17 protein-coding genes are annotated in these 12,093 nt (G+C 63.3%); 2 read left to right on the forward strand and 15 right to left on the reverse strand.

Annotation, left to right across the window (positions count from 1 at the left end; genetic code table 11):
* Positions 1–19 precede the first annotated feature (19 nt).
* From rpsQ to rpsL, 15 genes are all read right to left on the reverse strand, one after another.
* A complete protein-coding gene (gene rpsQ, locus Q0263_RS07050) occupies positions 20–301 on the reverse strand; it encodes a 30S ribosomal protein S17 (RefSeq protein ID WP_298014757.1) in 282 nt (93 codons plus the stop codon).
* A gap of 1 nt (position 302) precedes the next feature.
* Complete coding sequence (gene rpmC, locus Q0263_RS07055; RefSeq protein ID WP_298014760.1) at positions 303–494, reverse strand: 50S ribosomal protein L29; 192 nt, start codon at positions 492–494, stop codon at positions 303–305.
* Positions 495–505: 11 nt separating this feature from the next.
* Positions 506–922 carry a 50S ribosomal protein L16 gene (rplP, locus tag Q0263_RS07060; protein ID WP_298014763.1) on the reverse strand — a complete coding sequence of 139 codons (417 nt, stop codon included), beginning with the start codon at positions 920–922 and terminating at the stop codon, positions 506–508.
* 2 nt (positions 923–924) lie between these two features.
* A complete protein-coding gene (rpsC, locus tag Q0263_RS07065) occupies positions 925–1,716 on the reverse strand; it encodes a 30S ribosomal protein S3 (RefSeq protein WP_298014767.1) in 792 nt (263 codons plus the stop codon).
* A gap of 9 nt (positions 1,717–1,725) precedes the next feature.
* Positions 1,726–2,055 carry a 50S ribosomal protein L22 gene (gene rplV, locus Q0263_RS07070; RefSeq protein WP_298014770.1) on the reverse strand — a complete coding sequence of 110 codons (330 nt, stop codon included), beginning with the start codon at positions 2,053–2,055 and terminating at the stop codon, positions 1,726–1,728.
* 3 nt (positions 2,056–2,058) lie between these two features.
* Entirely contained in the window at positions 2,059–2,334 is a 276-nt protein-coding gene (gene rpsS / locus Q0263_RS07075) for a 30S ribosomal protein S19 (RefSeq protein ID WP_298014773.1), read from the reverse strand.
* A gap of 12 nt (positions 2,335–2,346) precedes the next feature.
* The gene (rplB, locus tag Q0263_RS07080) at positions 2,347–3,174 is read right to left on the reverse strand and encodes a 50S ribosomal protein L2 (protein WP_298014776.1); all 828 of its coding nucleotides are present in this window, start codon (positions 3,172–3,174) and stop codon (positions 2,347–2,349) included.
* Positions 3,175–3,471 carry a 50S ribosomal protein L23 gene (gene rplW / locus Q0263_RS07085; RefSeq protein WP_298014779.1) on the reverse strand — a complete coding sequence of 99 codons (297 nt, stop codon included), beginning with the start codon at positions 3,469–3,471 and terminating at the stop codon, positions 3,175–3,177.
* Positions 3,468–4,091, reverse strand: coding sequence for a 50S ribosomal protein L4 (gene rplD, locus Q0263_RS07090; RefSeq protein WP_298014781.1), 624 nt, complete (start codon positions 4,089–4,091; stop codon positions 3,468–3,470). Before rplD ends, rplW begins: the two co-directional genes overlap by 4 nt.
* A gap of 2 nt (positions 4,092–4,093) precedes the next feature.
* Positions 4,094–4,783, reverse strand: coding sequence for a 50S ribosomal protein L3 (gene rplC / locus Q0263_RS07095; RefSeq protein WP_298014784.1), 690 nt, complete (start codon positions 4,781–4,783; stop codon positions 4,094–4,096).
* Between the two features lie 224 nt (positions 4,784–5,007).
* Complete coding sequence (gene rpsJ / locus Q0263_RS07100) at positions 5,008–5,319, reverse strand: 30S ribosomal protein S10 (RefSeq protein WP_291771496.1); 312 nt, start codon at positions 5,317–5,319, stop codon at positions 5,008–5,010.
* A gap of 55 nt (positions 5,320–5,374) precedes the next feature.
* Entirely contained in the window at positions 5,375–6,565 is a 1,191-nt protein-coding gene (gene tuf / locus Q0263_RS07105) for an elongation factor Tu (RefSeq protein WP_298014790.1), read from the reverse strand.
* A 66-nt stretch (positions 6,566–6,631) separates the two neighbouring features.
* Entirely contained in the window at positions 6,632–8,734 is a 2,103-nt protein-coding gene (gene fusA, locus Q0263_RS07110; protein WP_298014793.1) for an elongation factor G, read from the reverse strand.
* A gap of 30 nt (positions 8,735–8,764) precedes the next feature.
* A complete protein-coding gene (gene rpsG, locus Q0263_RS07115) occupies positions 8,765–9,235 on the reverse strand; it encodes a 30S ribosomal protein S7 (RefSeq protein ID WP_298014796.1) in 471 nt (156 codons plus the stop codon).
* 149 nt (positions 9,236–9,384) lie between these two features.
* A complete protein-coding gene (gene rpsL / locus Q0263_RS07120; protein ID WP_291768350.1) occupies positions 9,385–9,759 on the reverse strand; it encodes a 30S ribosomal protein S12 in 375 nt (124 codons plus the stop codon).
* 382 nt (positions 9,760–10,141) lie between these two features.
* Here rpsL and Q0263_RS07125 point away from each other — a divergent pair, with 382 nt between their 5' ends.
* On the forward strand, positions 10,142–11,023 hold the full coding sequence (locus Q0263_RS07125; protein ID WP_298014801.1) for a 4-hydroxyphenylpyruvate dioxygenase: 882 nt from the start codon (positions 10,142–10,144) through the stop codon (positions 11,021–11,023).
* Between the two features lie 151 nt (positions 11,024–11,174).
* Positions 11,175–12,068 (forward strand): shikimate dehydrogenase, encoded by an 894-nt coding sequence (locus Q0263_RS07130; RefSeq protein WP_298014803.1) that lies wholly within the window; start codon positions 11,175–11,177, stop codon positions 12,066–12,068.
* The last annotated feature ends 25 nt before the right edge of the window (positions 12,069–12,093 follow it).

Raw genomic sequence — 12,093 nt, forward strand, 5'->3', positions numbered from 1 at the left:
CCGGGCGCCACCCGCATCATCAGATGATGCGCACGGCCTCGATCAGGCGCACCACCGTCCAGGACTTGGACTTGGAGATGGGACGACCTTCGGCGATTTCCACGGTATCGCCCTCGTTGTACTGGTTGGATTCGTCATGCGCCTTGTATTTGGCGGTGCGGTTGACGAACTTGCCCAGCACGGGGTGCTTCACGCGGGTCTGGACGCTGACGACGACCGTCTTGTCCATCTTGTTGCTGACGACCTTGCCGACCAGCGTGCGTTGACGCTTGGCGGTGTCTTTTTGGATTTCGGCTGTCATGTTACTTTCCTGCGTTCTCAGTCATGATGGTGCGGATGCGCGCGATGTCGCGACGCACCTTGCCCAACTGGCTGGTGTTGGAAAGCTGCTGGGTGGCACGCTGCATGCGCAGGTTGAATTGTGCCTTCAGCAGGCTCTCGAGCTCGGTCTGGAGCCCGGCGGCGTCTTTTTCGCGCAGTTCACTGGCTTTCATCTATGTACCCCTTAGGCGCCCACGCGACGCGACACGAAGGTCGTGCGCAGGGGCAGCTTGGCGGCGGCCAGGCGGAATGCTTCGCGTGCGACTTCTTCGGACACGCCTTCCATTTCGTACAGCACCTTGCCGGGTTGAATTTCGGCGACCCAGAATTCCGGGTTGCCCTTCCCGTTACCCATCCGGACTTCGGCGGGCTTCTGGGAAATGGGCTTGTCCGGGAAAATCCGGATCCAGATGCGGCCGCCGCGCTTGATGTGACGGTTGATGGCGCGACGAGCGGCCTCGATCTGGCGAGCCGTCAGACGGCCGCGATCGGTGGCCTTCAGGCCGAACTCACCAAAAGAAACGTTGGTGCCGCGCGTCGCCAGGCCGGTGTTGCGGCCTTTCTGCTCTTTGCGGTATTTCCTGCGAGAGGGTGACAACATTGTTATTCTCCTTCAGGCGCGGGCGCTGCCGAGGCAGCGTCGCGGCGCGGGCCACGGCCACGACCACGGTTGTCACCGGGACGGCCGGGACGATCGCCACGCGGGGCGCGACGCGGACGGCGTTCCTCGTCGCGCGGGGCGGCGGTTTCCACGGGCAGTTCGCCGTTCGGCTGCATATCGCCCTTGTAGACCCAGACCTTGACACCGATGATGCCGTAGGTGGTCTGGGCTTCGGACGTGCCGTAGTCGATGTGCGCGCGCAGGGTGTGCAGGGGCACACGGCCTTCGCGGTACCATTCGGTGCGGGCGATTTCGATGCCGTTCAGACGGCCCGAGGACATGATCTTGATGCCCTGGGCGCCCAGGCGCATGGCGTTCTGCATGGCGCGCTTCATGGCGCGGCGGAACATGATGCGCTTTTCGAGCTGCTGCGTGATGGAATCCGCGATCAGCTGGGCATCGGTTTCCGGCTTGCGGATTTCCTCGATGTTGACGTGCACGGGCACGCCCATCAGGCGCTGCAGGTCGGCCTTCAGCGTTTCGATGTCCTCGCCGCGACGGCCGATCACCACGCCCGGACGGGCCGAGTACACGGTGATGCGGGCGTTCTTGGCCGGACGCTCGATGATGACTCGGCCCACGGAAGCGGATTTCAGTTTCTTCTTCAGGTATTCACGCACACGAATGTCTTCGGCCAGCATGCTGCCGTAGACCTTGTCGTTGGCGTACCAGCGAGAAGTCCAGTTGTGGTTGACCGCGAGGCGGAACCCGATCGGGTGAATTTTCTGTCCCATTGCGACTCCTTAGGCCCCGACCTTGACCACGATGTGGCAGGTCTGCTTTTCGATGCGGTTGCCACGGCCCTTCGCACGGGCCGAGAAACGCTTCATCGACTGAGCTTTGTCGACATAGATCGTGGTGACTTTCAGTTCGTCGATGTCGGCACCGTCGTTGTGCTCGGCATTGGCGATGGCCGATTCCAGCGCCTTTTTCAGGATGCCGGCGGCCTTCTTCGGGCTGAAGGTCAGGATGTTGAGGGCGTTCGCCACGGATTTGCCGCGGATCAGATCCGCCACCAGGCGGGTCTTCTGAGCGGAAATATGAACGCCGCGAATGACTGCGGTAGTTTCCATGGCTTACCTCTTGGCCTTTTTGTCCGCCGCGTGACCCTTGAAGGTGCGCGTCAGGGCAAATTCACCGAGCTTGTGACCGACCATGTTCTCGTTGATGTACACGGGAACGTGCTGGCGGCCGTTGTGCACGGCAATGGTCAGCCCGATGAATTCGGGCAGGATGGTGGACCGGCGCGACCAGGTCTTGATCGGCTTCTTTTCTTTGCCCCCGACGGCGGCATCGACCTTTTTGATCAGATGCGCATCGACGAACGGGCCTTTCTTGACAGAACGTGACATAGTCTTCGCCCCTTATTTGCGCTTGCGGCGCGAGACAATCATATTGTCCGTGCGCTTGTTTCGACGAGTCCGATAGCCCTTGGTGGGAGTGCCCCACGGACTGACGGGTACGCGACCTTCGCCGGTGCGGCCTTCACCGCCACCGTGCGGGTGATCCACCGGGTTCATGGCCACGCCACGAACGGTCGGGCGGATGCCACGCCAGCGCACGGCGCCGGCCTTGCCGATCTGGCGCAGGCTGTGGTCGCCGTTGCCGACTTCACCGATGGTGGCGCGGCAATCGATGTGCACGCGGCGGACTTCGCCGGAGCGCAGGCGGACCTGGGCGTAGATGCCTTCGCGGGCCAGCAGCACGGCGGAAGCGCCGGCCGAACGGGCCAGCTGAGCGCCCTTGCCCGGCTGCATTTCGATGCAGTGGATCGTGGCGCCCACGGGGATGGCGCGGATCGGCAGGGTGTTGCCGGAGCGGATGGGGGCTTCCAGGCCGGAGACGACCGTGGCGCCGACTTCCAGACCGCGCGGAGCGATGATGTAGCGGCGTTCGCCATCGGCGTAGCACAGCAGGGCCAGGTGGGCCGTGCGGTTCGGGTCGTATTCCAGGCGCTCGACGCGGGCGACGATGCCGTCCTTGTTGCGGCGGAAATCGACGACGCGATAGTGCTGCTTGTGACCACCGCCGCGATGACGCACGGTGATGTGGCCGTTGTTGTTGCGACCGGAATTGCGCGATTGGCTTTCCAGCAGGGGCGCGTAGCCCGGACCCTTGTGCAGTTCAGGGTGCACGACCTTGATCATGCCCCGACGGCCGGCGGACGTGGGTTTGACTTTTACCAGCGGCATTTAGTTCACCTCCGAAAAGTCGATTTCCTGGCCGGCCTTGAGAGACACATAGGCCTTGCGTTCGTTGCGGCGACGGCCCATGAAGCGGCCGAAGCGCTTTTCCTTGCCCTTGCGGTTGGCGACCTGCACGGATTCGACTTCGACCTTGAACAGCAGTTCAACGGCGGCCTTGATCTCGGGCTTGGTGGCGTCGGCCACGACGCGGAAAGCGACCTGGTTGTTCTTTTCGGCGATCATCGTGGCCTTTTCAGTGACCACGGGCGCCAGAATGACTTGCATCAGACGTTCGGCATTCATCCCAGCAACTCCTCGAGTTGGGCGATCGCCGGCTTGGTGATCAGCACTTTCTTGTAGTGGACCAGGGACAGCGGATCGGCGTAGCGCGTTTCAATCACTGCCACGTGGGGCAGGTTGCGCGTCGCGAGATAGACGTTTTCGTCCAGCGCATCGGTGATGATCAGGACGGATTCGGAAATGCCCAGATCCTTGAGCTTGGCGGCGGCCAGCTTGGTCTTGGGGGCTTCGAGGGAGAAGCTTTCCACCACGGCCAGGCGGTCTTCGCGCACCAGCTGCGAGAAAATGGCGCGCAGACCGGCGCGGTACATTTTCTTGTTGACCTTGTGGCTGAAGTTTTCGTCGGGCGAATTCGGGAACGCACGGCCACCCCCACGCCAGATCGGCGAGGAAGTCATCCCGGAACGGGCGCGGCCGGTGCCTTTCTGGCGCCACGGCTTCTTGGTGGAGTGCTTGACCGTTTCGCGATTCTTCTGGGCGCGGTTGCCCATGCGCGCGTTGGCCTGATAGGCCACGACGATCTGGTGCACCAGCGCTTCGTTGAATTCGCGGCCGAAGATGTCATCGGCGCCGGCCACGGTGGCCGAAGATTGACCCTGATCGTTCAGGAGCTTGAGTTCCATGATTAGGCTCCTTTCTTGGGCGTGGCCTTGACGGCCGGACGCACGACGATGTCGGCGTTCTTGTGGCCCGGGACGGCGCCCTTGACCAGCAGCAGACCGCGCTCGACATCCACGCGCACCACGTCCAGGTTCTGGACGGTGCGGGTGTCGTCACCCAGGTGACCGGACATTTTCTTGCCCGGGAAGATGCGGCCGGGGTCTTGAGCCTGGCCGATGGAGCCCGGCACGCGGTGCGACCGCGAGTTGCCGTGCGAGGCGCGCTGGGAACCGAAATGGTGGCGCTTGATCGTGCCGGCGAAGCCTTTACCGATCGTGGTGCCGGTCACGTCGACCTGTTCGCCGACCTGGAAGACGGATTCCACGGACACGACGGAGCCGGCCGTGAATTCGGCGGCGCGGGCGGGATCCAGACGGAATTCCTTCAGGATGGAGCCGGCTTCGATGCTGGCTTTGGCGTAGTGGCCGGCTTCGGCCTTGGTCACGCGAGAGGCGCGGCGGCTGCCGTAGGCCAGCTGAACGGCGGCGTAGCCGTCGACTTCAGGCGTCTTGACCTGGGCGACGCGGTTGTTGGACACGTCCAGCACCGTGACCGGGATGGAATCACCTTCCTCGGTAAAGATGCGGGTCATGCCGACCTTGCGCCCCACAAGCCCGAGGCGCCAGGCCGCGGGCGTAGGTGTCGAATTCGACATTGTTTTCTCCGGGGTATTGTTACCCTTAAGCTTAAATCCCGACTGCGATTGGCCGGGGCTCGGATACCGTCTTGCGACGGTATGGCCGTATCAAAAATCGATACGACAACTCGCCATCTGAATAAACAGATGGCGAAGCTAAGCATTCTAACATGAAAAAACCGCCCTGCCTAGATGGACAGGGCGGTTCGCAGATCGACGCCCGTGAAAGGCGTCAAGCTGGATTACTGCAGCGCGATTTCGACATCGACGCCGGCCGGCAGATCCAGACGCATCAGGGCGTCCACGGTCTTGTCGGTCGGATCCACGATGTCCATCAGGCGCTGGTGCGTGCGCATTTCGAACTGATCGCGCGAGGTCTTGTTGACGTGCGGCGAACGCAGCACGTCGTAGCGACGGATGCGCGTGGGCAGCGGCACGGGACCACGAACCACAGCACCGGTGCGCTTGGCCGTTTCGACGATCTCGGCGGCCGACTGATCGATCAGCTTGTAGTCAAACGCCTTCAGGCGGATGCGGATTTTCTGGCTTTTCATGGGTATCCCTAAAGAACGAGTCTGGGCGGGGGCTCAGCCCCCGCCAGCGCATCAATTACTTGATGATTTTGGCGACGACGCCGGCGCCCACGGTACGGCCGCCTTCGCGGATGGCGAAGCGCAGGCCTTCTTCCATGGCGATCGGCGCAATCAGGTTCACCGTCATCGAGACGTTGTCACCCGGCAGCACCATTTCCTTGTCGGCCGGCAGCTCGATGGTCCCCGTCACGTCGGTCGTGCGGAAGTAGAACTGCGGACGATAGCCCTTGAAGAACGGCGTGTGGCGACCACCCTCGTCCTTGGACAGAATGTACACCTCGGCCGTGAAGTTCGTGTGCGGGTGGATCGAACCGGGCTTGGCCAGCACCTGGCCGCGCTCGACTTCCTCGCGCTTGGTGCCGCGCAGCAAAATGCCCACGTTGTCGCCCGCCTGACCCTGGTCCAGCAGCTTGCGGAACATTTCCACGCCCGTGCAGGTCGTCTTGATCGTGTCGTGGATACCCACGATTTCGATTTCCTCGCCCACCTTGATGATGCCGCGTTCCACGCGACCCGTCACCACCGTGCCGCGACCCGAGATCGAGAACACGTCTTCCACCGGCATCAGGAACGTGCCGTCCACGGCGCGCTCCGGCGTCGGGATGTAGCTGTCCAGCGCTTCGGCCAGTTGCATGATCGCTTGCGCGCCCAGGGGGCCTTCATCGCCGTCCAGCGCCATCTTGGCCGAACCCTTGATGATCGGCGTGTCGTCGCCCGGGAAGTCGTACTTCGACAGAAGTTCGCGCACTTCCATCTCGACCAGCTCCAGCAGCTCCTCGTCGTCGACCATGTCGCACTTGTTCAGGAACACGATGATGTAGGGCACGCCCACCTGGCGGGCCAGCAGGATGTGTTCGCGCGTCTGCGGCATCGGGCCGTCAGCGGCCGACACCACCAGAATCGCGCCGTCCATCTGCGCGGCGCCCGTGATCATGTTCTTGACGTAGTCGGCGTGGCCCGGGCAGTCAACGTGCGCGTAGTGACGGTTGGCCGTCTCGTATTCCACGTGCGAGGTGTTGATCGTGATGCCGCGCGCCTTTTCCTCGGGCGCGTTGTCAATCTGGTCGTAGCCCTTGGCTTCGCCGCCCAGCGCCTTGGCCAGCACCGTCGTGATCGCCGCCGTCAGGGTCGTCTTGCCGTGGTCAACGTGCCCGATCGTACCCACGTTCACGTGCGGTTTGGTCCGTTCAAACTTGCCTTTTGCCATGATGATTCCTGTAATTTCCTAGGAAATGAAAGAGGGAAATGCCCGGCCTTGCGGCCGGACCGTATGTTATTTGCCGCGAGCGGCGATGACTTCGTCGGCCACGTTGCGCGGAGCTTCAGAGTAGTGCTTGAATTCCATCGTGTAGGTGGCGCGACCCTGAGTCTGCGAACGCAGGCTGGTCGAATACCCGAACATCTCGGCCAGGGGAACCTCGGCCTTGATGATCTTGCCGCCGCCGGGGATGTCATCCATGCCCTGCACCATGCCGCGACGGGACGACAGGTCGCCCATCACTGTACCGGCGTAGTCTTCGGGCGTCTCGACTTCCACGTGCATCATGGGTTCGAGCAGCACCGGGCTGGCCTTGCGCATACCGTCCTTGAAGGCCATGGAGCCGGCCATCTTGAACGCGTTTTCGTTCGAGTCCACGTCGTGGTACGAACCGAAGAACAGCGTGACCTTGACGTCCACGACCGGATAGCCGGCCACCACGCCCGCCGGCAGCGTTTCCTGGATGCCCTTGTCCACCGCGGGGATGAACTCGCGCGGCACCACGCCGCCCTTGATGGCGTCCACGAACTCGTAGCCCTTGCCGGGTTCCAGAGGTTCGAGCTTCAGGACGACGTGGCCGTACTGGCCGCGACCGCCGGACTGCTTGACGAACTTGCCCTCGATTTCCTCGCAGGTCTTGCGGATCGTTTCGCGATAGGCGACCTGGGGCTTGCCGACATTGGCTTCGACGCCGAATTCACGGCGCATGCGGTCCACCAGCACTTCCAGGTGCAGTTCGCCCATGCCGGAAATGATGGTCTGGCCGGATTCCTCGTCGCTGCGCACGCGGAAGGACGGGTCTTCGGCGGCCAGGCGCTGCAGGGCGATGCCCATCTTTTCCTGGTCGGCCTTGGACTTGGGTTCCACGGCCTGCGAAATCACGGGTTCCGGGAATTCCATGCGCTCCAGCAGGACGTGATCGCCCACGTCGCACAGGGTTTCGCCCGTGGTGACTTCCTTCAGGCCCACGACGGCGGCGATGTCGCCGGCAACCACTTCCTTGATTTCGGCGCGGTTGTTGGCGTGCATCTGCAGGATGCGGCCGATGCGTTCCTTCTTGCCCTTGATCGGGTTGTACACGGTGTCGCCGGACTTCAGCACGCCCGAATAGACGCGGATGAAGGTCAGCTGGCCCACGAACGGGTCGGTCATCAGCTTGAACGCCAGAGCGGACAGCTTTTCGCCGTCATCGGCCTTGCGGCTGATTTCATTGCCTTCGTCGTCCGTGCCCTGCACCGGGGGGATGTCCACCGGAGACGGCAGGTAGTCGATGACCGCGTCCAGCATGCGCTGCACGCCCTTGTTCTTGAAGGCGGTGCCGCACAGCATCGGCTGGATTTCGCCGGCGATGGTGCGGATGCGGATGCCCTTGTCGATTTCCTGTTCGGTCAGCGAGCCGGTCTCGAGGTACTTGTTCATCAGTTCCTCGTTGGCCTCGGCGGCGGCTTCCATCAGGTTTTCATGCCACTTGTCGGCCTCGTCGGCCATCTCGGCAGGAATGTCGATGTAGTCGAACTTCGTGCCCTGGGAGGCTTCGTCCCAGATGATGCCGCGCATCTTGGTCAGGTCGATGACGCCCTTGAAGTTCTCTTCGGCACCGATGGGGATGACGATGGGCACGGGGTTGGCCTTCAGGCGCAGACGCATCTGCTCGTAGACCTTGAAGAAGTTGGCGCCGGTGCGGTCCATCTTGTTCACGAAGGCCAGACGAGGCACGCCGTACTTGTTGGCTTGGCGCCAGACGGTTTCCGACTGGGGCTGGACGCCGCCCACGGCGCAATACACCATGCAGGCGCCGTCGAGCACGCGCATGGAACGTTCGACTTCGATGGTGAAGTCCACGTGTCCCGGGGTGTCGATGATGTTGATGCGGTGTTCGTCGTACTGGTGTTCCATCCCGCGCCAGAATGCCGTGGTGGCAGCCGACGTGATGGTGATGCCGCGTTCCTGTTCCTGTTCCATCCAGTCCATGGTGGCCGAGCCTTCATGGGTTTCGCCAATCTTGTGGTTGACGCCGGTGTAGAACAGGATGCGCTCGGTCGTGGTGGTCTTGCCGGCGTCGATGTGCGCGGAAATACCGATATTGCGATAGCGCTGGATGGGGGTTTTGCGGGCCATGTTGAAAGTCCTAATGAGTGACCGGCTGGATTACCAGCGGAAGTGGCTGAAGGCCTTGTTGGCTTCGGCCATCTTGTGGGTGTCCTCGCGCTTCTTCATGGCGCCGCCGCGGCCTTCGGCGGCATCCATGAGTTCGCCTGCCAAACGCAGGTCCATCGACTTTTCACCGCGCTTCTTCGCGGCTTCGCGCAGCCAGCGCATGGCCAGGGCCAGGCGGCGCACGGGGCGGACTTCGACCGGCACCTGGTAGTTGGCGCCGCCGACACGGCGGGATTTGACTTCGACCACCGGCTTGATGTTGTTGATGGCGGTGTTGAAGACTTCGATGGGTTCCTTGCCCGTTTTGGCCTGGATCTGGTCAAACGCGCCGTACACGATGCGTTCCGCCACGGCTTTCTTGCCGGACAGCATGACGACGTTCATGAATTTGGCCAGCTCGACACTGCCGAACTTGGGATCAGGGAGGATTTCACGTTTGGGTACTTCGCGACGACGAGGCATTTCTATTTCCTTGTGACGATTCAGTTGAGCCGCTTTTCGACGGCCACGGCTTCCATCGGGAGAGCCACTTACCTGCCGCAGCCGGATGGCTGGGGCTGCACGTTTTTGATCGACGAGCGATCAATGGGGGACGGCGGGACGGCGGAGAATTACTTCTTCGGCCGCTTGGCGCCGTACTTGGAACGGGCTTGCTTGCGATCCTTGACGCCTTGCAGGTCGAGGGAACCGCGCACGATGTGGTAGCGCACACCCGGCAAGTCCTTGACACGGCCGCCGCGCACCAGAACCACCGAGTGTTCCTGGAGATTGTGGCCTTCGCCGCCGATGTACGAGATGACCTCGAAACCATTGGTCAGGCGCACCTTGGCGACCTTACGCAAGGCGGAGTTCGGCTTTTTCGGGGTGGTGGTGTAGACACGGGTGCAGACGCCGCGACGCTGGGGGCAATTTTCCAGCGCCGGGCTCTTGCTGCTCTCGCGACTGACTTGGCGCGGTTTGCGCAGCAGTTGAGCAATAGTAGGCATGACCTTTACGCATCCTTTGTACTTGCGTACGTTTACGTCGATATTCAGGTGATTTGCACAAAATCCGCCTGAAACGAATGACGTAAAAGAGCGGGTCTTGCACGAACCCATCAGACGGTGTGCCTGATGAACTTACCTATGGCGACAGACTGACAGCGCATACTGCGACCTGCCGCCTTTATCCGGTAAGCTCGCCAGTGTAGCACGCTAATCCGTTCAGGAACAAGCTGTTTCGGGCGCCAAGTCCTGTACGCCCGCGGCTGTTGCAATATTGTCAGTTCCAGGCCGGCTAGTGTACTGTCTGGTTAATCCCCGTTTCCGGATTCCGATCCGAATGCGGAAGCCCGCCACCGCCGGCGGGCCCAACCACGGAGCACCAGTGATGGACCACGACGCTGTGACCGAACAAGACCCGCTAGGCATGCGCGGGATCGAGTTCATCGAATATCTTTCGCCGCACCCCGGGGAACTGGGCGCGGCGCTGGAGCGGCTGGGCTTCCGGCGCATCGCGCGGCACCGTTCGCGCGCGGTCGCGCTGTACCGCCAGGGCGACATGAACGTCATCGTCAACGCGGACGACATCGCCCTGTCCAGCCGGACGGTGCAGGACGAAGGCGACCGGATCAGCGCCATCGCCTTCCGGGTCGCCAACGCCAACCAGGCCTACCACCACTGCATCCAGCAGGGCGCCTGGGCGGTCCCCACCCGGGCCGACGTGATGGAACTGAAGATCCCCGGCATCCGGGGCCCCGGGGATTCCACCCTGTACCTGGTCGACCACCGGTACAAGGTCTCCATCTACGACGTCGATTTCGAATACCTGTCGGACGACAACAGTCCGCCCCCGCTGGTCGAAGGCATGCGCTTCTTCGGCGTCGTCCAGTACGTCAATCCGGACAGCACCGCCGAATGGACCCGCTTCTACGCCCGGATGATGGGCTTTGGCGCGCTGCCGCCCCGGACCCGCTTCGGCATCCTGCCCCAGGGCGCGATTCTCCAGAGCCCGCACGCGCACTTCCATCTGCAGCTGATCGAACCCGTCGGCGACGCCCTGTTCGACGCCGAATGGTACGAACAGCTGGCGCGCCTGGCGTTCAGCATGCCCGACGTGCCGGCCGCCGTCCGCCTTCTGAAAGAACGCGGAGTCGCCTTCGAAGACAATGAATTCGCGCACCCCGACACGCAGGGCGCCGTGACGGCGGGGCTGTCCTTCGGCGTCAATTTCGAGATCGTCCGCAGCCCCGCCCCCTCGGACGACCGCTGACGGCCGACCGCCCTCCGCCCCTCCAGCCCGGCCCCGCGCCGGGCTTTTTGACGCGCCCCTCTCGGGAAAATCCCTAGAAAAATCCGTTTGACGGTGATTCAGGCCTCAACTACATTCGTTGCATGTACCAGTTAGTACATTTATGGACACCATGCGACTCACCACTGAAAAACCCGCCCTGCTGCTTGGCCTGATCGGAGAAGGGATCCGCGAATCCCTCAGTCCGACCCTGTACGAAGACGAGGCCGCCCATCACGGCATCCTGTGCCTCTACCAGCGCATCGACCTGGACGCCCTGCGCCTGACCCCCGCCGCCCTGCCGGAACTCCTCACCTCGGCGGAACGGCTGGGATTCACCGGGCTCAACATCACGCACCCCTGCAAGCAGGCGGTCATCGGGCACCTGGACGAACTCTCGGACGAGGCGCGCGCCATCGGCGCCGTCAACACCGTCGTGCTGCGCGACGGCCGGCGCATCGGCCACAACACCGACCACTACGGCTTCACGCGGAACATGCAGCGGCACATGGCCGGCCGCGCGCTCGGGCATGTCGTCCAGCTGGGCGCGGGCGGCGCCGGGGCGGCGGTGGCCGACGCGGTCCTGCGCCTGGGAGCCAGCCGCCTGACGCTCTTCGACCTGTCGACGGAACGGGCGCGGGATCTGGTCCGGACGCTGCGGGCGCGCTTTCCGGACGCCGCCGTCGAAACCGGCGGCGACCCGGCCGAGGCCATGCGGCAAGCGGACGGCCTGGTCAACGCCACGCCGATCGGCATGGCCAGCCACCCGGGCACGCCGCTGCCGCCGGAACTGCTGGAGCCCCGGCACTGGTTCGCGGAGATCATCTATTTCCCGCTGGAAACCGAACTGCTGCGGATCGCCCGCGCCAAAGGCTGCCACACCATCGACGGCATCGGCATGGTCGTGCACCAGGCCGCGCGCGCCTTCGAGCTCTACACCGGCGGCATTCCCGCCGACAGCGCGCGCATGACCGACCATGTCACCCAGGTCCTGAAACGCCGGGCGGCCGCCCGCCAGGGCTGCTGAGCCGCCCTCACCCCTTCCGGGAGAC

This window comes from uncultured Castellaniella sp. (assembly GCF_937988725.1).
In the GTDB taxonomy this organism is placed as follows: domain Bacteria; phylum Pseudomonadota; class Gammaproteobacteria; order Burkholderiales; family Burkholderiaceae_B; genus Castellaniella.

Bases quoted from the DNA above. Each gene is read 5' to 3' on its own strand.
- rpsQ (WP_298014757.1), bottom strand. From the start codon at position 301: ATGACAGCCGAAATCCAAAAAGACACCGCCAAGCGTCAACGCACGCTG.
- rpmC (WP_298014760.1), bottom strand. From the start codon at position 494: ATGAAAGCCAGTGAACTGCGCGAAAAAGACGCCGCCGGGCTCCAGACC.
- rplP (WP_298014763.1), bottom strand. From the start codon at position 922: ATGTTGTCACCCTCTCGCAGGAAATACCGCAAAGAGCAGAAAGGCCGC.
- rpsC (WP_298014767.1), bottom strand. From the start codon at position 1,716: ATGGGACAGAAAATTCACCCGATCGGGTTCCGCCTCGCGGTCAACCAC.
- rplV (WP_298014770.1), bottom strand. From the start codon at position 2,055: ATGGAAACTACCGCAGTCATTCGCGGCGTTCATATTTCCGCTCAGAAG.
- rpsS (WP_298014773.1), bottom strand. From the start codon at position 2,334: ATGTCACGTTCTGTCAAGAAAGGCCCGTTCGTCGATGCGCATCTGATC.
- rplB (WP_298014776.1), bottom strand. From the start codon at position 3,174: ATGCCGCTGGTAAAAGTCAAACCCACGTCCGCCGGCCGTCGGGGCATG.
- rplW (WP_298014779.1), bottom strand. From the start codon at position 3,471: ATGAATGCCGAACGTCTGATGCAAGTCATTCTGGCGCCCGTGGTCACT.
- rplD (WP_298014781.1), bottom strand. From the start codon at position 4,091: ATGGAACTCAAGCTCCTGAACGATCAGGGTCAATCTTCGGCCACCGTG.
- rplC (WP_298014784.1), bottom strand. From the start codon at position 4,783: ATGTCGAATTCGACACCTACGCCCGCGGCCTGGCGCCTCGGGCTTGTG.
- rpsJ (WP_291771496.1), bottom strand. From the start codon at position 5,319: ATGAAAAGCCAGAAAATCCGCATCCGCCTGAAGGCGTTTGACTACAAG.
- tuf (WP_298014790.1), bottom strand. From the start codon at position 6,565: ATGGCAAAAGGCAAGTTTGAACGGACCAAACCGCACGTGAACGTGGGT.
- fusA (WP_298014793.1), bottom strand. From the start codon at position 8,734: ATGGCCCGCAAAACCCCCATCCAGCGCTATCGCAATATCGGTATTTCC.
- rpsG (WP_298014796.1), bottom strand. From the start codon at position 9,235: ATGCCTCGTCGTCGCGAAGTACCCAAACGTGAAATCCTCCCTGATCCC.
- rpsL (WP_291768350.1), bottom strand. From the start codon at position 9,759: ATGCCTACTATTGCTCAACTGCTGCGCAAACCGCGCCAAGTCAGTCGC.
- Q0263_RS07125 (WP_298014801.1), top strand. From the start codon at position 10,142: ATGGACCACGACGCTGTGACCGAACAAGACCCGCTAGGCATGCGCGGG.
- Q0263_RS07130 (WP_298014803.1), top strand. From the start codon at position 11,175: ATGCGACTCACCACTGAAAAACCCGCCCTGCTGCTTGGCCTGATCGGA.